This window comes from Streptomyces sp. AC558_RSS880 (assembly GCF_019049255.1).
Classification (GTDB): Bacteria; Actinomycetota; Actinomycetes; order Streptomycetales; family Streptomycetaceae; genus Streptomyces.
Genome location: NZ_JAGMUJ010000023.1, coordinates 20,822 through 43,582, shown reverse-complemented (window position 1 = coordinate 43,582; position 22,761 = coordinate 20,822). Strand labels below are relative to the sequence as shown.

The 22,761-nt window shown below is 71.4% G+C and carries 19 protein-coding genes; 15 read left to right on the top strand and 4 right to left on the bottom strand.

Translation table 11 applies throughout. From position 1 onward, the window contains the following. Positions 1–286 precede the first annotated feature (286 nt). From KUM38_RS09065 to KUM38_RS09055, 3 genes are all read left to right on the top strand, one after another. Positions 287–1,117, top strand: a complete 831-nt coding sequence (locus tag KUM38_RS09065) for a glycerophosphodiester phosphodiesterase (RefSeq protein ID WP_217128786.1) — start codon at positions 287–289, stop codon at positions 1,115–1,117. A gap of 175 nt (positions 1,118–1,292) precedes the next feature. After that, positions 1,293–1,937, top strand: coding sequence for an ATP-binding protein (locus tag KUM38_RS09060; protein WP_217128785.1), 645 nt, complete (start codon positions 1,293–1,295; stop codon positions 1,935–1,937). 214 nt (positions 1,938–2,151) lie between these two features. Next, positions 2,152–3,117 (top strand): DUF5926 family protein, encoded by a 966-nt coding sequence (locus KUM38_RS09055; protein ID WP_217128784.1) that lies wholly within the window; start codon positions 2,152–2,154, stop codon positions 3,115–3,117. Positions 3,118–3,624: 507 nt separating this feature from the next. Here KUM38_RS09055 and KUM38_RS09050 read toward each other — a convergent pair. Then, entirely contained in the window at positions 3,625–4,293 is a 669-nt protein-coding gene (locus tag KUM38_RS09050; RefSeq protein ID WP_217128783.1) for a bifunctional DNA primase/polymerase, read from the bottom strand. Positions 4,294–4,797: 504 nt separating this feature from the next. Between KUM38_RS09050 and KUM38_RS09045 the strand changes: the two genes are divergently transcribed. Both KUM38_RS09045 and KUM38_RS09040 read left to right on the top strand, forming a co-directional pair. Beyond that, entirely contained in the window at positions 4,798–6,312 is a 1,515-nt protein-coding gene (locus KUM38_RS09045) for a PP2C family protein-serine/threonine phosphatase (RefSeq protein WP_217128782.1), read from the top strand. A 103-nt stretch (positions 6,313–6,415) separates the two neighbouring features. Beyond that, entirely contained in the window at positions 6,416–7,873 is a 1,458-nt protein-coding gene (locus tag KUM38_RS09040) for an aminopeptidase P family protein (protein WP_217128781.1), read from the top strand. A gap of 153 nt (positions 7,874–8,026) precedes the next feature. On the opposite strand, the gene KUM38_RS09035 is transcribed toward KUM38_RS09040, so the two are convergent. Then, positions 8,027–8,569, bottom strand: coding sequence for a hypothetical protein (locus KUM38_RS09035; RefSeq protein ID WP_308408931.1), 543 nt, complete (start codon positions 8,567–8,569; stop codon positions 8,027–8,029). 253 nt (positions 8,570–8,822) lie between these two features. Here KUM38_RS09035 and KUM38_RS42845 point away from each other — a divergent pair, with 253 nt between their 5' ends. Then, positions 8,823–11,096 carry an LPXTG cell wall anchor domain-containing protein gene (locus KUM38_RS42845; protein ID WP_217128779.1) on the top strand — a complete coding sequence of 758 codons (2,274 nt, stop codon included), beginning with the start codon at positions 8,823–8,825 and terminating at the stop codon, positions 11,094–11,096. A 70-nt stretch (positions 11,097–11,166) separates the two neighbouring features. Here KUM38_RS42845 and KUM38_RS09025 read toward each other — a convergent pair whose 3' ends face one another. Then, complete coding sequence (locus tag KUM38_RS09025; protein WP_217128778.1) at positions 11,167–11,631, bottom strand: ATP-binding protein; 465 nt, start codon at positions 11,629–11,631, stop codon at positions 11,167–11,169. A gap of 220 nt (positions 11,632–11,851) precedes the next feature. Here KUM38_RS09025 and KUM38_RS09020 point away from each other — a divergent pair, with 220 nt between their 5' ends. The 9 genes from KUM38_RS09020 (at position 11,852) to KUM38_RS08980 (ending at position 21,612) form a co-directional block, all read left to right on the top strand. Then, on the top strand, positions 11,852–12,649 hold the full coding sequence (locus KUM38_RS09020; RefSeq protein ID WP_217128777.1) for a hypothetical protein: 798 nt from the start codon (positions 11,852–11,854) through the stop codon (positions 12,647–12,649). 178 nt (positions 12,650–12,827) lie between these two features. After that, on the top strand, positions 12,828–13,583 hold the full coding sequence (locus KUM38_RS09015; protein ID WP_217128776.1) for a YcnI family protein: 756 nt from the start codon (positions 12,828–12,830) through the stop codon (positions 13,581–13,583). A 91-nt stretch (positions 13,584–13,674) separates the two neighbouring features. Beyond that, the gene (locus tag KUM38_RS09010; RefSeq protein WP_217128775.1) at positions 13,675–14,331 is read left to right on the top strand and encodes an SCO family protein; all 657 of its coding nucleotides are present in this window, start codon (positions 13,675–13,677) and stop codon (positions 14,329–14,331) included. Continuing rightward, positions 14,328–14,777 (top strand): copper chaperone PCu(A)C, encoded by a 450-nt coding sequence (locus tag KUM38_RS09005; protein ID WP_217128774.1) that lies wholly within the window; start codon positions 14,328–14,330, stop codon positions 14,775–14,777. Before KUM38_RS09010 ends, KUM38_RS09005 begins: the two co-directional genes overlap by 4 nt. 13 nt (positions 14,778–14,790) lie before the next feature. Next, the gene (locus tag KUM38_RS09000) at positions 14,791–16,683 is read left to right on the top strand and encodes a copper resistance protein CopC (RefSeq protein ID WP_217128773.1); all 1,893 of its coding nucleotides are present in this window, start codon (positions 14,791–14,793) and stop codon (positions 16,681–16,683) included. A gap of 6 nt (positions 16,684–16,689) precedes the next feature. Further along, a complete protein-coding gene (gene efeB, locus KUM38_RS08995; protein ID WP_217128772.1) occupies positions 16,690–17,976 on the top strand; it encodes an iron uptake transporter deferrochelatase/peroxidase subunit in 1,287 nt (428 codons plus the stop codon). 69 nt (positions 17,977–18,045) lie between these two features. Continuing rightward, positions 18,046–18,978, top strand: coding sequence for a prephenate dehydratase (gene pheA, locus KUM38_RS08990; protein WP_217128771.1), 933 nt, complete (start codon positions 18,046–18,048; stop codon positions 18,976–18,978). 547 nt (positions 18,979–19,525) lie between these two features. After that, positions 19,526–20,803, top strand: coding sequence for a serine--tRNA ligase (gene serS / locus KUM38_RS08985; protein ID WP_217128770.1), 1,278 nt, complete (start codon positions 19,526–19,528; stop codon positions 20,801–20,803). Next, entirely contained in the window at positions 20,800–21,612 is an 813-nt protein-coding gene (locus tag KUM38_RS08980; protein ID WP_217128769.1) for an HAD family hydrolase, read from the top strand. The genes serS and KUM38_RS08980 overlap by 4 nt, the downstream gene beginning before the upstream one ends. Positions 21,613–22,036: 424 nt before the next feature. On the opposite strand, the gene KUM38_RS08975 is transcribed toward KUM38_RS08980, so the two are convergent. Continuing rightward, positions 22,037–22,756 (bottom strand): ABC transporter permease subunit, encoded by a 720-nt coding sequence (locus KUM38_RS08975; RefSeq protein WP_217128768.1) that lies wholly within the window; start codon positions 22,754–22,756, stop codon positions 22,037–22,039. Between the last annotated feature and the right edge of the window lie 5 nt (positions 22,757–22,761).

Below are 22,761 nucleotides of genomic sequence, written 5' to 3'. Positions count from 1 at the left end.
CTTCTCTCCTCGATCCACGGCTGTTGTTGTCGGTCGCACTCGGTCACGCTCGTTCACGCCCGTCCACGAGTCCGGCGCGATGCAGCTGTGCATGTCTCTTTGTATGACGTCAGCCTTTCCCACGGGCCGTCAGGGCACGATAAGCCGTTCCTGTGGGTCCGGGGCCATTCTTTATATAGGGCATTACTCACGTAAGGCGCGCCACTCGATGCCTTCGACCGAACGGCGACACCGTTCACGCCACTCCGGGCACCCGCCTACCCGTGCACGGTGGCACCATGACGCGGTGACCCACGCACGGCAGCACCTGACCCAAGTCGTCGCGCACCGCGGGGCCTCCGAGGACGCTCCCGAGCACACCCTGGCCGCGTACCGCAAAGCGATCGAGGACGGTGCGGACGCGCTCGAATGTGATGTGCGCCTGACCGCCGACGGCCATCTTGTGTGCGTTCACGACCGTCGCGTCAACCGTACGTCCAACGGCCGCGGTGCGGTGTCGGCGCTCGAGCTCTCCGATCTGGCCGCCCTGGACTTCGGCTCCTGGAAGAGCCGCGACGCCTTCGGGGGACCGCGCGCCGAGGAGCCCGACTGGGAACACCGCCCGGAGGACCGGGAGGCCACCTCCGTCCTCACCCTGGAGCGGCTGCTGGAGCTGGTCTCCGACGCCGGGCGCCGGGTCGAGCTGGCGATCGAGACCAAGCACCCCACGCGGTGGGCGGGACAGGTGGAGGAACGGCTGCTGCTCCTGCTCAAGCGGTTCGGCCTCGACGCGCCCGCCGCCGCCGAGGACTCCCCGGTGCGCGTGATGAGTTTCTCCGCGCGGTCGCTGCACCGCGTGCGCGCCGCCTCGCCGACACTGCCCACGGTCTACCTGACGCAGTTCGTCTCGCCGCGGCTGCGCGACGGGAGGCTGCCCACCGGCGTGCGGATCGCGGGGCCCTCGATCCGCATCGTGCGCAGCCACCCCGCGTACGTCGAGCGCCTGAAGCAGTCCGGGCACCAGGTGCACGTGTGGACCGTGAACGAGCCGGAGGACGTGGACCTCTGTGTGCGTCTCGGCGTGGACGCCATCATCACCAACCGCCCCCGCGCGGTGCTCGATCAGCTCGGCCGCTGACCACGGGGCGAACCACCCGTCCCACCGACCCCACCAGCCCCAGAAGCAGCACGCACGAGTCTTGACCCCGTGCCCGACCCGGGCGCATCCTCACATCTCGGCCACAGCGACGAAATCCAGCCACACGGCTACAGGGAGTGCTCCGGCGCGTTCGGTGCGTGTTCGATCGCTTGGAGTGCGTCACCGCTCACGGATCGGCCGGTTTCCGGTTCGGGCCCATGGGGCATCCACACCGTGGCGTGGGGCGAAGGAGGTCTCGGGGGTGGCGTTGGTGGTGGCACAGGAGGTGCCCACGTCGTCGAGCATGGCCGTGCCCCATGGCCCTGCGGGCGTGGGGAAGGCGAGGCGCCGTATGCGCGCGCAGCTGCGCGACGGCGGGGTGGCGGACCCGGTCATCGACGATGCCGTACTGATCCTTTCCGAACTGCTGAGCAATGCGTGCAAGCACGGCCGGCCTCTCGGCGACGCCCTGGCCGGGGACGGGGACGTACGCGCCGCCTGGCGGGTGGACCCGTGCGGACGGCTCGTCGTGGAGGTCACGGACGGCGGTGGTCCGACCCGTCCGGCGCCGGCCACCCCGTCGGTCACGGCACACGGCGGCCGGGGGCTCAACATCATCACCGCGTTGGCCGACGACTGGGGCGTACGCGACGAGGTGCCGGGCGAGGTCACGGTGTGGGTCGTCGTCCACGACGACGTGTACGACCCGGACGCCGGAGCCGGGCACCGGCGCGAGGACTTCGCCGCGCGGGTGACGGCTCCCGCGGTCTCCCGCATGCCCGGGCTGGACTTCGCGGACGTCTTCGACGACCTGGACTGAGGGCGGTCCCGGCCGCGGGGCGGCCCCGGACGAGGGGCGGCCCCGGACGAGGGGCGGCCCCGGCCGCGGGGCGGTGGAAGCGGCACCGCTCCGGTCCCGGGTCCGCCCGCGGTGTCCACGGGGCGGCACGTTGTCCACAGGTTCCCGTCAGTTGTGGCGTGAAAGGCTAGGCTCGCGCCCGTACGAGACGAGCCGTAACCGGGAGACACCCACGATGGCCAAGAAGCGACCCCAGACGAAGGCCAAGCGCCCGCAGCTCACGGACGGGCAGATCCCGGTCGTCGGCGCCCGCGAGCCCTGCCCGTGCGGCAGCGGCCGCCGTTACAAGGCCTGCCACGGCCGTGCCGCCGCGCACGCGGTGACCGAGCTGGTGCACCGCCCGTTCGAGGGCCTGCCGGGCGAGTGCGACTGGGTGGCGCTGCGTGAGCTGGTGCCGGCCGCCACCGTCGAACTGACGCTCAAGGACGGCCTGCCCGAGGGCGTCCCGTCGGTCACGCTGGCCACGGTGCTGCCGATGGCCTGGCCGGCCCTGCGCCGCGACGACGGCTCGGTCCTGCTCGGCCTGCAGAACGACACCTCCTCCGGCGACATCAGCCGCGACCTCGCCGACACCCTGCAGCGCGCGCTCGGCGCCGACCCGGGCACGCCGGTGCAGTCCCGGCGCGCCCCCGCCGACGGCCCCCGGCTGCAGGATCTGCTCGACCCCGAGGGCGCTTTCGAGCCGGTCGTGCACAGCGGGTTCGAGTTCTGGGTCCCGGACTCGGAGAACGCCACGCCGGACGTCACCGCCTCCCTGGAGCGGGCCAACGCCGCAGCCGTCCCGACGGTCAAGCTGTCGGGCGTGGACGCCGCGTACTGGTGCGAGACGCCCGAGAAGAACCATCTGCGGTGGGTCATGCCGCATCCCGAGGAGCAACTTCTGGACGCTCTCGCACGGCTGCACGCGGCGGGAGGATCCTCCCTCGGTGAGGGCACCCGTCTCGTGGGCTCCTTCCGCGCTCACGGGCTCACCGTGCCGGTCTGGGACCTGCCCAGCGGGGTCGGTGCCGAGGACGTGGAGAAGCCGGCGGCCGAGTTCGCCGAGCGGCTCGCCGCCGCGCTGGCCACGGACGCGCCGCTGACCGCCGACGAGCGCCGCGCACGCGCCGGCCTGACGAACCGCCAGGTCACGCTGAGCTGAGACGCGGCCACACCCTTGGTTCCGTCGGCCGCCCGGCCGGCGGGACCGCCCAGTCGCGCCCCATTGGCCCCATGCGCAACTCCCGGCACGGCCAAGCCAGTCGGTGACCGGAAAAGCCGAGATCGAATTTGCGAACCGCCGATCTCTTGTTACCGTTCCCATAGCCCGGTTGCTGGTGCATCCCCCGTCGCCAGCAACCGGGTCTTTGCGTGCCGGCCACCGCTCACGGAACGCGGCCATCCGCCAACCGCCAGTCGTCACCGGGGAGTTGCTCCCGGAGTTCAGCGGCTGCGGTTCTTCTACGGCACCGGCCGCGCCGGCCCGGCGTCCCGCGCGGTGACAGTCCGTCCCGGCGCGGTGCGTCCGTCGCCGGGCCGTATGCGGCCGCGCACGGCTCCAGGCCTCGCCGGTGGCACGGCGGCAGTGGGTCCGCGCCCACGGGACAAGCGGACACCCCGGCCCGGCGGGGAAGACCACGCCCCGGCCGGGGTGCCGTACGCGCACCCGCTACATCTCGGGCGCGCTCACACCCCTACGGGTGAGGGCGTCGACCACGGCGTCCACCACCGCCTCGACATCGGGCACCCACGGCGAGGCCGAGCCGGGCATCGGCGCGCGCTCCCAGCGGATCTCGCCCTGCGCGGTCCCGGACGGGGGCAGCGCGATGTAGCCGCCCTCGCCGTGGAAGCGGAGGGAGCCGGGGACGAAGTCCTTGGCGTACAGCAGCTCGCCCAGCTGCTCCATGGAGTACGGCTTCACCAGGATCGACCAGCGGGCCGGTGAGGCGACGACCGGGCCGAGCCGCATGCCCCGGCGGTCGAGCGCGGCGAGGGCGCGGGCGGCCGGCAGGGCGGGCAGGGACACCGCGCAGGGGGCCTTGCCTCCCCCGGTGGCGAGGATGACCGGAGCCGTCGGCCGGTTCCCCCACCACCAGCGCACCATGCGCGCGTCGGTGGTGGCGGCGAGGAGGCCGGGGTCGAACGGGTGGGCACCCGGCACCGTGCACTCGGGGTCGGGGCAGGCGCAGCGGGACCGGTTCTGCGGGTCCGCCGCCACACCCGGGAGTACGGGCCACTGCCAGTCCGCGGCGAAGGTCAGGGCCGCGCCGATCAGATCGGGCCCTCCGTCGCCACGCCGGGACAGGAGCCTGCGTCGCCTTCCGAGGATCTCGCGCATGAGCGCTCGTTCCTTTCCGTTGCACGCCTGGCAACACCGTGGTCCAGATCACGTCATGTGTAGATCACTTCACTGTGCGTACCTATGGGCGCATCACACCCCCGCGCCGGGCAGGGGGAACCCCTATGGGCCGAGCATGGGCTGCCTCCGCGGCCGTTCCACCCGTACTGCGTCTATCAGAAGTACGGGCGTGGCGTGAGGGTGGCGAAGTCTGGCGTTTGCCGTCGCGCGTGGTTCTCTCCGCCTCCGCCACGGGAGGATGGGGCACGGTCGTCGGTGGTTAAGACGCCCGGGTCCGTCGCCAGGTTCCCGAGCGGTTGCCCACCGTCCCTGGTCTTCACCGAGTACGTACCCATCACGACCGTTGTGACGCTCCGTCGAGCAAGGCCAGTCGACCGCAATAAGCCTCCCCCTGAGGCAGTTTCAAGCCAACTTCATATTTCGGCAAGGGGTCTGCGGGGAGTTCTCTCCAGTCCCACGGACACCAGTAATCCCAGCAGGACAATGCTGGACATCTCCTCACGAGTACGTGTACATGTGGAGACACTGCCGGCGACGCAGAATGACATGGGGGTTTGCGATGCTTTTGAGCAGTACGTACCGGTCGGAAAGCCGGACGCCATGAACGCCCCGCACCCTCCGAAAGTGGCCGGAATCAATTCACCGGTTCCCTCACCCGCACACACTGTCGCGTCCGTCACCGCGGGTACCTCCCCGCCTTCCCCGGCAAACCCCCACAACGCGCCGGGCGCGCTGCTCCAGGACCGCCTCGCCGGCTGGGTCTCCGACCTCACGACCCTCCACGAACTCACCGAACGCCTGGTCCGCGCGAGCACGCTCGACGAAGCGCTCCAGGAACTGCTGCGCGCGGGAGCCGCCCTGGTGGGCGCGCGGCGCGGTCTCGTCGCCCTGGAACCCGCCGACGGCTTCGGTCCGGCCACCACCATCGGCCTGGGACTGGGCCGCGCGGATCTCGGCCACATGGAGACGGTGCCGCGCGGCTCACTGCCGTACGGCAGGATCCTCGACGGACTGCCCGACGTCGACGACGGCATCGCCGAACCCGACCTGTTCGCCGAGAAGGGGCTCGACCCCCGGCACCGCGAGGTCGCCGCCCGCCTCGGTTACGCCGCCAGCTTCGCCCTCCCCCTCACCACCGGGGCCGCCGGGCGCCTGGGCGCCGCGGCGTGGCTCTACGACGAGCCCGCCGAGCCGTCGGAGCGGCAGCGCCACCTCGTCGGCCTGTACGCCCGCCACGCCGCCGAGCACCTGGCCCGGCTCCTCGAGCTCGAGCGCACACGCGCGTGCATGGCCACGATGGCCGAGGAACTGCTGCCCTCCCGTCTCCCCCGGGTCGCCGGCGTCCGGCTCGCCGCGCGGCACCGCACCTCCCCGCGCGGGGGCGGCGACTGGTACGACGCGCTGCCGCTCCCGGACGCGGCCCTCGGTCTCGCCGTCGGGTCCGTCACCGGGTCGGGGGCCGGAGCGGTCGCGGCGATGGGCCGGCTGCGGGCGTCGCTGCGCGCGTACGCCGTGATGGAGGGCGAGGATCCGGTCGCCGTCCTGTCCGACCTGGAGCTGCTGCTCCGGCTCACCGAACCGGCCCGGTCGGCCACCGCCCTGTTCGGCTACTGCGAACCCGCGCTGCGGCGGATCACGCTGGCCGGCGCCGGGCACAGTCCGCCGCTGCTGCTCGGCGAGCGCCGCACGGAGTTCGTCGAGACGTCGGTCTCCGCCCCCCTGGGCATGCTCGCCTGCTGGGAGGCGCCGAGCGTGGAGGTCCAGGCGGAGCCGGGGGAGACGGTGCTGCTCTACACCGACGGGCTGCTGCACCGCACCGGCGACCCGACCGACCGCGCCTTCGCTCGGCTGCACGCGGCGGCGGCGAGCGTGCCGAGGGCCCTGCGCCGCGACCCCGGTGCCGTCGCCGACCACGTCCTGCGCGTGGTGCTGCCGGAGAGCGCGGGCACGGCGGACTCCGGGGAAGACGTGGTGCTGCTGGCGGTGCGGTTCGAGTAGCCTCCCCGTCCCCCCTCTCCGTCACAGGTCCGTGCCCCATTCGGCCGTTTCCGCCCGACCGTACGATGGGGGGTGGTCCAGTGCCGTATCAAGGAGGATGACCGTGGCCGAGGAGCTGCCGGAGACCCCGGAGACCGCCGAGGAAGAGCCCGTCAAGCAGCGCAAGAACGGCCTGTACCCGGGCGTGTCCGACGAGCTGGCCGAGAACATGAAGAGCGGCTGGGCCGACACCGAGCTGCGTGATCTGCGGCCGATCCCCCAGGCCGCCGAGGCGGCGGCCCGCCGCGCGGCGCTGTCCGCCCGTTTCCCGGGTGAGCGTCTGGTCGTCCCCGCGGGCAACCTGAGGACGCGGTCGAACGACACGGAGTACTCCTTCCGCGCGTCGGTCGAGTACGCGTACCTCACCGGCAACCAGACGGAGGACGGCGTCCTCGTCCTGGAGCCCACGGCCGACGGCCACCAGGAGACGATCTACCTCCTGCCCCGCTCCAACCGGGAGAACGGCGAGTTCTGGCTGGACGGCCAGGGCGAGCTGTGGGTCGGCCGCCGGCACTCCCTCACCGAGGCCGAGAAGCGGTACGGCATCCCCGCCTCCGACGTCCGCGAGCTGGCCGGCGCGCTGCGCGAGGCCACCGGCCCGGTGCGGGTGGTGCGCGGGTACGACGCCGGGATCGAGGCGGCGCTGACCGACAAGGTCACCGCCGAGCGCGACGAGGAGCTGCGCGTCTTCCTCTCCGAGATGCGGCTGGTCAAGGACGACTTCGAGATCGGCGAGCTGCAGAAGGCCGTCGACTCCACCGTGCGCGGCTTCGAGGACGTCGTGAAGGTCCTCGACAAGGCCGAGGCCACCAGCGAGCGCTACATCGAGGGAACGTTCTTCCTGCGCGCCCGCGTGGAGGGCAACGACGTCGGCTACGGCTCCATCTGCGCCGCCGGACCGCACGCCTGCACGCTGCACTGGGTGCGCAACGACGGCCCGGTCCGCTCCGGTGACCTGCTGCTGCTCGACGCGGGCGTGGAGACGCACACGTACTACACGGCCGACGTCACGCGCACGCTGCCGATCAACGGCACGTACAGCGAACTGCAGAAGAAGATCTACGACGCCGTGTACGACGCCCAGGAGGCCGGTATCGCGGCGGTGAAGCCCGGCGCCAAGTACCGGGACTTCCACGACGCCGCCCAGCGCGTGCTGGCCGAGCGGCTCGTCGAGTGGGGCCTGGTCGAGGGCCCGGTGGAGCGGGTGCTGGAGCTGGGCCTGCAGCGCCGCTGGACGCTGCACGGCACCGGTCACATGCTCGGCATGGACGTCCACGACTGCGCCGCCGCGCGGACCGAGACGTACGTCGACGGCACGCTGGAGCCCGGCATGGTGCTCACCGTCGAGCCGGGTCTGTACTTCCAGGCCGACGACCTGACCGTGCCCGAGGAGTACCGGGGCATCGGCGTCCGCATCGAGGACGACATCCTCGTCACCGCGGACGGCAACCGGAACCTGTCCGAAGGGTTGCCCCGGCGGTCGGACGAGGTCGAGGCGTGGATGGCGGGCCTGAAGGGCTGACGTATCGCATGGAGAGGGCCGGGCACCCGCGTGTGCCCGGCCCTCTCCGTGCCGCGATGGAGCGGACGGAGCGGGGCGGCCGGCGAAGGACCGGGCCGGTCCGTGGAGCGGGGGACCCGGCCCGTCCGTTCCGCCGGCCGCGGCAGCCGGCCGTCAGGCGTTCGGTCCGTAGTCGTCGAGCTCGGCGCGCAGCGACGGAGCGGGGCGGCCGGCGGGGCGGCCGACGGGGCCGCGCAGGATGTTCATGAGGCTGGACAGGGGGGCGTGCTGGGGGCGGGCGTCGTAGTCGATGCCTTCCTCGTCCCGGTAATTTCCGATCTCCTCGAACGGGACGATCACGTACGGGCGCTCGGACCACGGGTGGGTGACGGCGGGGTCGGGGTCCATCCGCCACTGGGTGCCGCGGTGCCGGTTGTGGACCTCGCCGAGGTACCAGCAGGCCACCTGTGCCAGGGGCGTGTGTTCGCGGGCCAGCAGGTCGTCCACGCCGGTGAAGTGTTCACGGACGAGGGCCTCGAGCCGGTCGAGGGAGCGTTCGGAGAAGTCCCAGCCGCCGCCGTGCCGCCGCTCCCACTCGTCGAAGCGGTCCCGCTGCTCGGCCAGCCACGCCGTCAGACGCGGGTTGTCGGCGTGCGCCCTGTCGATGCGCTCGGCGATCGCGTGCTCGTCTTCCCCGCCCCAGGCTTCATCGCTCACAGAAGCCAAGCCTAGCCTCCGACCGGTCATCAATGAGCAGTCATCTGCACGGAATTGACACAGTTTAACTTCCGGAAACCCCGTCACTTCAGTGAACCGAGGTCCTAGTGTGGCGGCGACTTGTGCGGCGCCACATGAGCATCGGGGGCCCGGCGCCGCACAGGGCACCACACGGACCTGTGGGTTCCCCGGGAAACGTACACACGTGAAACCACCCATACGCACACGCCCGTGGCGAGGGCTGGGTCGAGGCGTGATCGCGCTCGCCTGCGCCGCCGTCATGGCCGTCACCGGACTGCCCTCCCTCGACACCGCCGAGGCCGCGCCGAAGCCGCCGCGCCTGAAGCCCGGCAAGCGGTGTGACGAGACGTACGGGGTCAAGGACGTTCCCACCGGCCGGCTGCCGCAGGGAGACGCCTCCCGCGCGGTGGACCGGTGGGACACCTACGACTACACCAACCCGGGCCTCCAGTTCGACGGCCTCAACCCCACCCGGGCCGAGCTGGAGGCAGCGGGCACCGACTACAAGCAGTACGACCACGACGACCCGAAGCGCATCTACGCCCGGTTCAACGCGCAGAAGCGGTGGACGAACTTCAACGACTACCTGACGAAGGTCTACATCCCCAACCAGGGCTTCGACGCCCGCGGCAAGGCGTTCATGGCCAAAGTCGTGCGGGAGATGGGCCTGACGGGTCCCGACTGGATCTGCGAGAAGGAGTTCTACTTCACGGACCCCGACACCGGCGAACGCCATGTGCGCCGCCTGGACGCCTTCAACAAGCGCACCCGGGAGATCGTCGAGGTCAAGTCCAACGGCAGCCCCGACGGCCGCGAGAAGCCCGCGGACCGGGCCTGGGCCAAGCACAAGGGATGGCGGTCGTACAAGTACACCTACGTGTTCGCCGAGAACCAGACCCGCGACGCGAAGAACTTCATGAAGGAGCTGAAGGGGACCGCGGGCAAGGACGCACTCGGCCGGGACCGGGTCCGCTCCTACAACTACCAGTCCCACCACAGGGGCGTGCCGCCGAAGGGCACCGAGAACGGCCCGTACCGCGCGAACAGCACGACGATGTCGCCCGGCAACGGCACCTCCACCGGGTCCCGCGGCTCCGGGAACGAGGTGATCAGGCAGTCCCCGCCGAACCCGCAGACACTCAAGGAGCAGCTCGACCGGCTGGGCAGGACCGGACAGCGCTCGCTGATGAACCGTGGCCTCGGGGGCATCGACTTCACCACCCTCGACCTGCGCTACATCGGCAAGGACGAGGACGGCAAGGGCCTGGACTACGCGTTCGCCGCCAAGTCGGTGGACGACGAGTACGCGGCCGGGTGGGGCGGCCGGGAGAAGGGCGACCTGATCTCCGACGCGTTCTTCACCTGGCTCGCCCTCGACCCGTCCACGTTCTGGGTCAATCTGAACCCGGACGAGCCCGACCGCATCATCGACGCCGATTTCGGCAAAACCGACGCCGGCCGGGTGCTGCTGGAAGCCGACCTCGAGCTGAAGCACGACATCTTCAAGGCGATGGACCCCAAGACCGACGCGGGCCGCGACTTCATGAACGCGCTGCCCCAGCGCAACGGTTTCCCCTGCTGGGCCGGGTTCCGCTACTGGATCGAGCCGGAGACCGCCGTCGTGCGCGAGCAGAACGGCGGCATCCACATCCTCGACACCCCGCTGAAGCTGTCGACGGTGCCGCAGGAGACCACCACGCAGCCGCCCGGCGGTGAGGGCTGTGATCTCTCCGAGGCGGAGAAGCAGCAGTCCGACCGCGTTCTCGACCGCTACATCACCCCCCTGGTCGAGGAGCAGGTCAACAACGGCGACTACTACGCCGACCTGCGCCGCGTCTACACCGCCCGCGTCGCCGCCGAATGGGTCCGGCAGAACGCCGCCGACATGCCCGCCGAGTACCGCGAGATCATCAACAGCGACGACGTGAGCCGCTGGCCGCTGCGCGCCCCCCATCAGGACTGGACCGGCAAGCAGGTCTGGGACCGGTACTACAAGGCGTTCACCGAGGGCACCTTCAAGTACGAGTGGACCAACGGTGAGGACGTCTACGTGTACACCGTGGGCGGGGTCGACTTCTCCAAGCAGCCCAAGCGCAACATGGACGAGCTGCGCTTCCGCACCGAGCAGCGCTACAAGCCCCGCACGGTCGGCTTCGCGGTCGACACGATCGCGGACGACCCGCACAAGGAGGGCTACCTGATGTTCGGCGGCAACAGCGCCGGGCACTCCGAGGGCGGCAGCCCCACACCGACACCGACCCCCACACCGACACCGAGCGGTACGGGGAAGCCGGATCCGACGCCGACGCCGACGCCGTCGGCTCCGGAGCCGACGGGCAGCGACTCCCCTCCCGCCACCCCCGCGCCGAAGGACCCTGACGGCGGCCTCGCCGACACCGGGAACAACACCCCGGTCGGCCTGCTCGCCGGCCTCGCCGCCGCCGCGGTGGCGACCGGTGGCGCACTCGTCTGGTGGCGTCGCCGCCGGGCGAACGCCGGGAACTGACGGGCGCGGCACCCGCAGGAACGGCCGAGGGTCCTTCCCGGAATTCCGGGAAGGACCCTCCCGCTTGTCGCTACACCGCCACCAGCAGCGCGTCCTTCCTCCACTTGAGGACCTTGTCGAAGCTCACCACCGTGCCGCCCCGACCCGGCTTGTTGCCGATGTGGACGTGATCGGCGAGCTCCTGGATGAGACACAGGCCCCGTCCGTGCTCGGCGTCGGACGGCGCGGGACGGGCCGGCGGGCGGGAGCGGTCCCCGGTCGCGCCGGGGAAGCCGGGGCCCGCGTCGGCGACCTCGATGCGGCACTTCTCGCCGTCGAGGTAGGCCGTCACCCGGAACGCCTCCGAGGTGTCGCCCCGCGCGGTGCCCCCGCCGTGCTCGACCGCGTTCGCGCAGGCCTCGCTGAGGGCGACGGAGAGGTCGTAGGAGATGTCGGGGTCGACACCCGCGGTCTCCATGGTGCCGAGCAGCAGGCGCCGGGCGAGCGGCACACTGGCGGCATCACGCCGCAGATGGAGTGACCACCAGATGCTCATGCTCCAGCCTCCTGGCTGCGGCTCGACATACCGTTACCTATTGCCCTGAGTTCTCGCTCGTAAGCGTGGAGTTGACGTGACACCGCCCATATGGCGGGTGTGCCGTGCGGCCGATCGGTGTATGTGGGGCGTGCCGTGGCAGATGTGGTCTTCCGGTCGTACCTCATCTTGCGGACCTGCCGTACGGCGACCGGTGGGCTGGTGCGATGATGAGCGCGCCATGTCTGCCCCCCACCCGCGCACGACGCGCTCCGGACGAGGGCTCCGGATCCTGCGGGCCGCGGTGTTCGCCGCGGTCTGCGTCGTGCTGGCCGGGGCAGGCCACACGCTCGCCTCCTGCGCCGCCGTACCGCTGTGGACGCTGGGCGCGGGCTTCCTCGGGGTCCTCGCGGTCGCCGCGCCGCTCGCCGGACGCGCCAGGTCGCTGCCGGGTATCGCGATGCTGCTGGCGTGCGGCCAGACGGCCCTGCACACACTGTTCGGCCTGGGGCAGCACGGCGCACCCGCCACGGGTCCGTCGTCCGCGCTCTCCGACGCCGCGCTGATCGAGCGGGCCGCGCGGCTGTTGTGCGGGACCGCCGCGGCGGGGCTCAGCCCCGCGCAGGCCGAGCGCGTCCTCATCGAAGCGCGGGTCCACCACACCGGGACCGCCGCCCACGCGGAGGCCGCCGCGGACACCCCGGCGTCCCTGCTGCCGTCGCTGCCGATGCTGCTCGGCCACGTCCTCGCGGCGCTGGCCGCGGGATGGCTGCTGCGCCGCGGTGACCTGGCCCTGCTGCGGCTGACCGAACTGTCGGCGCACGGTGTCGCCGAAGGCGCCCTCGTACGGTCCCTCCGCGCGGCGCTCGCCCTGGTGCGTGCCCTGCGCGCAGGGCTCCCGGGAGTACCGGACGGGGCCTCGCGCATGGTGTGCACCGCGCTGCTCGCCCCGCTCCCGCCCCGTTCCGCCGGGCTGCACCACACGGTGATCCGCCGGGGCCCGCCGGCCTCCGTCACCGCACTCGCCCTCGCCGCCTGACGCGAGGCGACCACCACTCCGGGTCTTCGGCCGAGGAGAGGGGCGCCGGCGTGCGGCACGCGCGTGCGGCCGTTTCCCGTGTGCGCCCGGCCGTCCTGCCCGAAAGGCCCGTCCGGCCGTACGCACGGCACATCCCTCACCGTCAGTGAAACCCCAACCGAAGCGGAGTGCTTCTGCCATGAAGGCTTCCCGTATCGCCGCCGCCGGTGCCGTCGCCGGTGCCGCCGTCCTCGCCGTGTCCACCCCCTGCTTCGCGCACGTCAGCGTGCAGCCGGAGGGTGAGGCCGCGAAGGGCGGCTACGCGGTCGTCGGCTTCAAGGTCCCCAACGAGCGGGACAACGCCTCGACCACCAAGCTCGAGATCACCTTCCCCACGGACCACCCGCTGGCGTCCGTGATGCCGCAGCCGGTCGAGGGCTGGGACGTCGAGGTCACCAAGTCCAAGCTGGACAAGCCGCTCGAGATGCACGGCGAGAAGATCAACGAGGCGGTCTCCAAGGTCACCTGGACCGCCAAGGGCGACGGCATCGAGCCCGGCTTCTTCCAGAAGTTCCCGGTCTCCGTCGGCACGCTGCCCGAGGACGCCGACGAACTCGTCTTCAAGGCCCTGCAGACGTACTCCAACAAGGAGGTCGTCCGCTGGATCGAGGTGCCGCAGAAGGGCCAGGAGGAACCCGAGCACCCCGCTCCCGTGCTCACCCTGTCCGAGGCCTCCGAGGACGGCCACTCGCACGGTGCAGCGGCCGACGACGAGGCCTCCGGCGACACCGCGGCGGCCGAGAACGCCTCCGCCGAGACCTCCGCCTCCGACGACGAGGGCGACTCCGGCGGCAGCGACACCACCGCCCGCGTCCTGGGCGTCGTCGGCATCGTGGTCGGCGCCGCGGGCGTCGCCTACGGCGTACTCGCCGGCCGCCGGCGCACCACCGCCTGATCCCTCCCCCTTCTCAACGGCGCGCACCGGGTCGCCCACGGCCCCGTGGCCTCCCGGTGCGCGCCGGAGCACTCACCTCTCAGGACCATTCATGCGCAAGAAGACCTTCGCGGCCGCGGCCCTGTTCGCCGTCGCCTCCCTCACCCTGTCCGCCTGCGGCAGCGGATCCGGCGACAGCGGCAAGCCCGTCGCCGTGGTGTCCGAGGAAGCCGACGCCCAGAAGGCGGCCACCGTCCTCGACAATCCGTTCGAGAAGCCCGACCTCGTCCTCACCGACACCCGGGGCAAGGAGTACGACCTCCGCGAGCAGACCGCGGGCAAACCCACGCTGATCTACTTCGGCTACACGCACTGCCCCGACGTCTGCCCGCTGACGATGAACAACCTCGCCGTGGCCAAGAAGCAGCTGCCCCGGGAACAGCAGGACGAGCTGCGGATCGTGTTCGTCACCACCGACCCGGAACGTGACACCTCCGCCGCACTGGGCACGTGGCTCAAGGGCATCGACTCCCAGGTCGTCGGCCTGACCGGCGACTTCGACACCATCCAGGCCGGTGCCCGCACCCTCGGCATCTCGATCGACCCGCCGCGCAAGGACGACAACGGCAAGACCGTCTCCGACCACGGCACCCAGGTCATCGCCTTCTCCCCGAAGACCGACGGCGGTTACGTCCTCTACGGCGAGGACGCCACCGTCGAGGACTACACCAAGGACCTCCCCAAGATCATCAAGGGCGAGAACCCGTGAGGCGCCCGGCAGCCGCGGCCCTGATCGTCGCCGGGGCACTGGCCCTGACGGGCTGCGGCGGCTCGGACGGCGGCCCGGCGGAGCTGTCCGTCGGCTCCGCGTACATGCCGCAGCCGGTCTCCGACATGGCCGCCGGCTTCCTCACCATCACCAACGAGGGCGACTCCGCGGACCGGCTGACCTCGGTCAGCAGCGACGTCGCCGGCCAGGTCACCGTGCACGAGACCGTCGACGGGGCCATGCGGGAGGTCGAGTCCCTCGACATCCCGGCCCACGGCAGCCTGGTGCTCGAGAGCGGCGGCAACCACCTGATGTTCGAGCAGCTGAAGCGGAAGCCGAAACAGGGCCAGAAGGTCTCCGTCGAGCTGCGCTTCGCCGAGTCGGACCCCCTCACGGTCGAGATCCCGGTGAAGCCCGCCACCTACACCCCGAAGACCGGACACTGAGGGAGACACCCCTGTGACCCAGACCATCGCCCCCCGCGTGCGGATCCTGGTGCTGCTGCTCCTGGCCGTCACCGGCGCGCTCCTCGCCGGAGCCGCTCCCGCCTCCGCGCACGCCGCGCTGACCGGCAGCGACCCCGGGCAGGGGGCGGTGGTCGACACGGCGCCCGCCCAGGTCTCGCTCACCTTCTCCGAGCAGATCGCGGTGAGCGACGACGCCGTGCGCGTCCTCGGCCCCAAGGGCGAACGGGTCGACAAGGGCGACCCGGCCAACCCCAGCGGCACGACGTACACCGTGCGCCTGCTCGGCGGACTGCCCGACGGCACCTACACCGTGGCCTACCAGGTGGTGTCCGCGGACAGCCACCCCGTCGCCGGAGCCTTCACCTTCTCCATCGGCGCACCCTCCGAGACCTCCGTCTCGGTCTCCGCGCAGGCCTCCGACGACGGCCTGATCGGCCGGCTGTACGGCATCGGCCGCTACGTGTCGTACGCCGGCTTCATCGTCATGGCCGGCGGAGCCGCCTTCGTGCTCGCCTGCTGGGGGCGCGGTTCCGGGGTGCGGGCGGTGCAGCGGCTGGTCGTCTCCGGCTGGCTGACGCTCACCGCGGCCACGCTCGCGCTGCTGCTCCTGCGCGGCTCCTACACCACCTCCGGGGCGGTCGGCGACGTCTTCGACCTGTCGCTGCTCGGGGACGTGCTCCAGACGAAGACCGGCGCGGCACTGGTGTCCCGGCTGCTGCTGCTCGCCGCGGCGGCCCTGTTCATCGCGGTGCTGTTCGGCGCCTATGACAAACGGGAGGACGAGGAGAAGCGGGACCTGACCTTCGGGCTGGCGATCGGCGGGACGGTCGTGGCGGCCGGACTCGCCGCCAGCTGGGCCATGTCCGAGCACGCCTCCCAGGGACTCCAGCCCGGCATCGCCATGCCCGTCGACGTGCTCCACCTGCTGGCCGTCGCCGCCTGGCTCGGCGGACTCACCACCCTGCTCGTCGCCCTCTACCGGGCACCCGCCGACACCCCGGTCGACCGGGACGCCGTCCAGCGCTTCTCCCGGCTCGCCTTCGCCGGCGTGGTGACGGTCGTCGTCACCGGCGTCTACCAGAGCTGGCGGCAGCTCGGCTCCTGGTCGGCGTTGACCGACACCCGCTACGGGCAGCTGCTGCTCGCCAAGATCGGGCTCGTGGTGGTCCTGGTCGCGGTCGCCTCCCTCTCACGGCGCTGGACGGCACGGCTGGCCGAGGCACCGGCCCCGGCGGCGCCCGAGGAGGAGAAGCAGCCGGCCGGGGCGGGCAAAGCCACCGGAGCCGAAAAGGGCGGCGACGCCCGGGCCGCTCAGCTCGCCCGGCAGCGGGCCGCGATGGAGAGCGCCCGGCAGAAGCGGCTGCGCGACGCCGACCCCAACCGCCTCGGACTGCGCCGCTCCGTACTCGCCGAAGCGGGCATCGCCGTCGTCCTGCTCGCCGTCACCACCGTGCTGACGCAGACCGAGCCGGGACGTACGGAGCAGGAGGCCCGGGCGGCCGCCTCCGCCTCGTCCTCGTCCGACTCGACCGGTCAGGGCACCGGCGCGGTGACGCTGAACATGCCCTACGACACCGGCGGCGAGAACGGCAAGGGCGTCGTCACGGTCGATCTCGACCCCGCCCGGGTCGGCGACAACGACCTGCACCTCTATGTGGAGGGCCCGGACGGCCAGGCCGTCGACATCCCCGAGGTGAAGGTCGCCCTCACCCTCTCCGCCAAGGACATCGGGCCGCTGCCCGTCGTCCCCGACCGCATCACCACCGGGCACTGGTCGGCGAGCGGAGTACAGATCCCCATGACGGGCGACTGGAAGATCGAGGTGACCGTGCGGACCTCCGACATCGACCAGGTGACCGTCTCGAAGAACGCGCAGATCGGCTGAACCACCATGGCTGACCAGTCCATTTCGCAGGTCCGGACCTCCAGGACGCTCCAGGAGGAGCCCGGGGACCGGACCACCGGGAACGGCCTCTCCCGACGTCGGCTGCTCGGCACGGCCGGTGCCACCGGACTCGCACTGGGAGCGGCGGGCGGGGCCGTGGGATACGCGTCGGCACCCGCCGGAGTCACCCCGCTGACGTCGGTGGGCGACAGCCGGGTCGAGTTTCACGTGAAACATCAGCCCGGCATCACCCAGCCGCTCCAGGCCCGCGGCCATCTCATCGCCTTCGACCTCGCCCCCGGGGCCGGACGCAAGGAGGCGGCCGCACTGCTGCGCCGCTGGTCGGACACCGCCCGCCGGCTGATGGCGGGCGAGCCCAGCGCGCAGGACGACACCGGCGTGGCCCGCGACGCCGGCCCCTCCTCACTGACCCTCACCTTCGGCTTCGGCCACAGCTTCTTCGGGCGCACCGGCCTGGAGAAGCAGCGCCCGGCCGCCCTGGACCCGCTGCCCGACTTCTCCTCCGACCGCCTCGACAAGACCCGCAGCAACGGCGACCTGTGGGTGCAGATCGGCGCCGACGACGCCCTCGTGGCCTTCCACGCCCTGCGCGCCGTCCAGAAGGACGCGGGCTCGGCCGCCAGGGTGCGCTGGCAGATGAACGGCTTCAACCGCTCACCCGGCGCCACCGCCCACCCCATGACCGCCCGCAACCTGATGGGCCAGGTCGACGGCACCCGCAACCCCAAGCCCGCCGACTCCGACTTCGACGAGCGGATCTTCGTCCCCGAGAAGGGCGAGCCGACCTGGATGGCGAACGGCTCCTACGTCGTCGTACGCCGTATCCGCATGCTGCTGGACGACTGGGAGAAGCTGCCGGTCAAGGAGCAGGAGAGCGTCATCGGGCGCCGCAAGTCCGACGGAGCGCCACTGTCCGGGGGCACCGAGACGTCCGAGATGGACCTGGAGAAGACGGATTCCCGGGGCGACCTGGTCGTCCCCATCAACGCCCACGCCAGGATCACCCGGCCCGACCAGAACGGCGGCGCCGCCATGCTCCGCCGCCCGTTCTCGTACCACGACGGCATCGACACGGACGGGGTGCCGGACGCGGGGCTGCTGTTCATCTGCTGGCAGGCCGATCCGCTGCGCGGCTTCGTGCCGGTGCAGCGCAAGCTCGACCGGGGCGACGCCCTGACCCCGTTCGTCCGCCACGAGGCGAGCGGGCTGTTCGCGGTGCCGGGCGGCGCGGCGGAGGGAGAGTACGTGGGGCAGCGGCTGCTGGAGGGATGAGAGCCGTCCCGTGTCACCCTCTGAGCGCTTTGCGGGACTGCCGTCGGCCGGGGCCATTAGGGTGAGGTCATGCCAGCGAGCTATGCGTATCTCGGCCCAGAGGGCACCTTCACCGAAGTCGCCCTGCGCACGCTTCCCGAGGCGGCCACCCGCGAGCTGATCCCGTACGTGTCCGTGCAGTCCGCGCTCGACGCGGTGCGCACCGGCGAGGCCGAGGCCGCGTTCGTCCCCATCGAGAACTCCGTCGAGGGCGGCATCACCACCACCCTCGACGAACTGGTCGCGGGCACCCCCCTGATGATCTACCGCGAGGTGCTGCTGTCGATCACCTTCGCGCTGCTCGTCCGTCCGGGCACCAAGCTGTCGGACATCAAGACGGTCACCGCCCACCCGGCCGCCCAGCCGCAGGTCCGCAACTGGCTCAAGACCCACCTCCCGGACGCCGTCTGGGAATCGGCCGCCTCCAACGCGGACGGTGCGCGACTGGTCCAGGAGGGCCGGTACGACGCCGCCTTCGCCGGTGAGTTCGCCGCCGCCCGGTACGGCCTGGAGGCCCTGGAGACGGAGATCCACGACGCGGAGAACGCCCAGACCCGGTTCGTGCTGGTGGGCCGCCCCGCCCGGCCCGCCGCGCCCACGGGCGCCGACAAGACCTCCGTCGTGCTGTGGCAGCGTGACGACCACCCCGGCGCACTGCGCGACCTGCTGGGTGAGTTCGCCACCCGCGGCATCAACCTGATGCTGCTCCAGTCCCGGCCGACCGGTGCCGGTATCGGCAACTACTGCTTCTGCATCGACGCCGAGGGGCACATCTCGGACCGCCGGATGGCCGAGGCGCTGATGGGGCTCAAGCGGATCTGTCTGCAGGTGCGTTTCCTCGGCTCGTACCCGCGTGCGGATGTACGGCCCGGGGAGGTGCGTCCCCTGCTTCCCGGGACGTCGGACGAGGAGTTCATGGGGGCGGCGGACTGGGTCGCGCGGTGCCAGGACGGGCGGTTCTGACGAGGCCGGGAGGACGGGACCGGTCCTAACTGCTGATTTTCGTTGTCCACAGGAGTTATCCACAGGTCCGCTTCTCCACCTGGGGACAAGTCGACACCGAAGCGGCATCCAGTCAACAAATCGCTCCACAGGGGATGACCTCGTTCATCGTCCCGCACATCATGCTTCGTCCACCCTTTTCCTTTGGTCAACCCTTTGGAGTGATCACTTTCCACTCAAAAGTGGGGAGGAAGGGGGTTTGTCCTGGGAATCCTCGGCTTTGATCAGGCGTTTCGGAGCGGTCGATTCCGAAGTCCACAGATCTTCCCCACAACCTGTGGATAACTTCCCGAGGGTGGGGACGCCTGTGGACAACCGAAGCCCAAGTTCCGTACCGCGCAAGGCGTTCCGGTCAACCGGCAGCCCGCGAACTGACCCGTTCCGGGGGGAGCGCCCCATTCATTGACCTTGCGGAACACTGTGCGCAATCCACCTATAACGGAATGTGCGCCGCCGCACCGCAATAGTGGGTCGTGAGGCGTCACACCGCACCGGTAGCCTTGACCGCGTGATTGACCTTCGCCTGCTTCGTGAGGACCCCGACCGTGTGCGTGCTTCGCAGCGCGCCCGTGGAGAGGACGTCGCGCTCGTCGACGCCCTCCTGTCTGCCGACGAGCGACGCAGGTCGTCCGGCGTCCGCTTCGACGAACTGCGCGCCGAGCAGAAGTCGCTCGGCAAGCTCATCCCCAAGGCGGCCGGCGACGAGAAGGCCGAACTGCTGAAGAGGGCGGAGCAGCTCAAGGCCGACGTGAAGGCCGCCGACACCGAACGGGACGCCGCCGACACCGAGACCCAGGAGCTCCTGCTCAGGCTGAGCAACCTCGTCCACCCCGACGTGCCCGTCGGCGGCGAGGAGGACTTCGTCACGCTGGAGACGCACGGCGGCATCCGTGACTTCGACGCCGAGGGCTTCGCGCCCAAGGACCACCTGGAGCTCGGCCAGCTCCTCGGCGCCATCGACGTCGAGCGCGGCGCCAAGGTCTCGGGCTCCCGCTTCTACTTCCTGACCGGCGTCGGCGCGCTGCTCGAGCTCGCCCTGGTGAACGCCGCGATGGCCCAGGCCACGGCCGCCGGCTTCACGCCGATGCTGACCCCCGCGCTGGTGCGCCCCCAGTCGATGGCGGGCACCGGCTTCCTCGGCCAGGCGGCCCAGGACGTCTACCACCTGGACAGGGACGACCTCTACCTGGTCGGCACGTCCGAGGTGGCGCTGGCCGCGTACCACATGGACGAGATCATCGAAGCCGACCGGCTGCCGCTGCGGTACGCGGGCTTCTCGCCCTGCTTCCGCCGCGAGGCCGGCTCGCACGGCAAGGACACCCGGGGCATCTTCCGCGTGCACCAGTTCGACAAGGTCGAGATGTTCTCGTACGTCGCCCCGGAGGACTCGCAGGCCGAGCACCAGCGGCTGCTGGAGTGGGAGAAGCAGTGGCTGACCTCGCTGGAGCTGCCGTTCCGCGTGATCGACGTCGCCTCGGGCGACCTGGGTTCCTCGGCCGCGCGCAAGTACGACTGTGAGGCGTGGATCCCGACCCAGGGCAAGTACCGCGAGCTGACCTCGACCTCGGACTGCACCGAGTTCCAGTCGCGCCGGCTGTCGATCCGCGTCCGTGAGGACAAGAAGGTGCGCCCGCTGGCCACGCTCAACGGCACGCTGTGCGCCGTACCGCGCACGATCGTGGCGATCCTGGAGAACCACCAGCAGGCCGACGGTTCCGTGCGCGTGCCGGAGGTCCTGCGTCCGTACCTGGGCGGCCGGGAGATCCTGGAGCCGGTCACCAAGTGAGCACCGCCCCCGCGACCTTCCCGTACCGGCTCATCGCCACCGACCTCGACGGCACGCTGCTGCGGGACGACCACTCGGTCTCCCGCCGCACCCGTGACGCGCTCGCCGCGGCCACCGCGGCGGGCGCCGCGCACATCGTCGTCACCGGCCGCGCGGTGCCGTGGACCCGCCCGATACTCGACGACCTCGGCTACGAGGGGCTCGCCGTCTGCGGTCAGGGCGCCCAGGTGTACGACGCCGGGGCGCACCGCCTGCTGACGTCGGTGACGCTGGACCGGCAGCTGGCCGGGGTGGCGCTGGCGAAGATCGAGACGGAGGTCGGCCCGCTGCACCTGGCGGCGAGCCGCGACGGTCTGGACGGCGAGGTGCTGGTCGGTCCCGGTTACGAGGTCGTGGGCGGGCTGCCCGCGACGCCGTTCACGGACGCGTCGGACCTGTGGACGGCACCGCTGAACAAGCTGTACATCCAGCACCCGGACCTGACCTCGGACGAGCTCGCCGACGCGGCCACCCGCGCGGCGGGCGGGTTCGTCACCGTCACCATGGCGGGTGAGGGCATCGTCGAACTGCTCCCGCTCGGCCTGTCGAAGGCCACGGGGCTGTCCCTGGCGGCGCGCCGGCTGGGTGTGAAGGCCGCGGAGACGATCGCCTTCGGCGACATGCCCAACGACATCCCGATGTTCGCCTGGTCCGCCCACGGGGTGGCCATGGCCAACGCCCACGAGGAACTGCGGGCGGTGGCCGACGAGGTGACGGCCTCGAACGAGGAGGACGGCATCGCGGCGGTCCTGGAACGCCTCTTGCCCTGACTGCGGGCAGTCGTGCCGCAGGGCGGCACGGGTGGGCGGTGGGGGTACCTCCCGCTCGAGCGAAGCCGAGAGTGGGGGAGGCACCCTGTGAGCGCCGGGCTGCGCGACCCACCCCGCCCAGCCCCAACTCGGAGCACCGCCTCCGAAGAGGCGGAAGCAGGGAAGGGCGGCCCACGCGACAAAGATGCGCGTGCTCGAAGCGGCCGCCCCGGGCAGCTCCCCGTACGGGCGGACTCAACGGAGCAGTAGGGATGACTCCGGAGTCCGCCGCGGGCTGCCCTGACAGAAGGGGGACGTGCCGTGCACGGACACCGTCCCACTCCTCTCCCAGCAGGTGACGCCGGACTTTCCCGGCGATGCGGACACAACCACTCTGCCCGCCGGGCAAGTCGGACGCCACCGAATAAACCGGCGGGCGAACGTCTCACTCCTCGCCGGCGAGCGTCAGCGAGCGCAGCTTCTGCCCGGCGTACCAGGTGGCCAGCACGGTGACCGCGGCCAGCAGGACCGTCGCGGTCGTCAGACTCACGTCCGAGGTGACCAGGTCACCGCCGGAGACCTTCTGCGCCACCGCCAGCGACCACTGCTGGACGCTCAGCGTGCGCGCGCCGGGCACCAGGGAGCCGAACAACGCCTCCCAGACCAGCGCGTAGACCAGTCCGAAGACCACCGCGTGCCGCGAGACCGTGCCGAGCAGCAGGAAGAGCGCCGCGTACGCGATGGAGGCGACCAGCGCGGCCACGGTGTAGGCGACGGCGACCTGCTGGCCGTTGCCGTTGAGGACGAAGCCCGCGATCAGGGTCGGCACCGCCGAGAACACCATGGTGACGGCGACGGCGACGATCAGCTTGGTGTAGATGATCGTGGGCCGCTTGATCGGCTTGGACAGCAGGTACACCACGGAGCCGTCGTCGATCTCGGGGCCGATGGCTCCGGTTCCGGCGATGACACCGATGATCGGCACCATGGTGGCGAGCGCGAACCCGCCGAGGACGTCGGCCGCGGTCTGGTCGTCCGCGCCGCTGAGGGCGCGCACCGCCAGGGAGATCGCGATCAGCAGCAGGGGCAGGGCGCCCAGGATGAGGGCCCGGCGTCGGCCGAGCAGGGCCCGGTAGGTGAGCCGGGCGACTGTGGGGTCGTACATCTTCG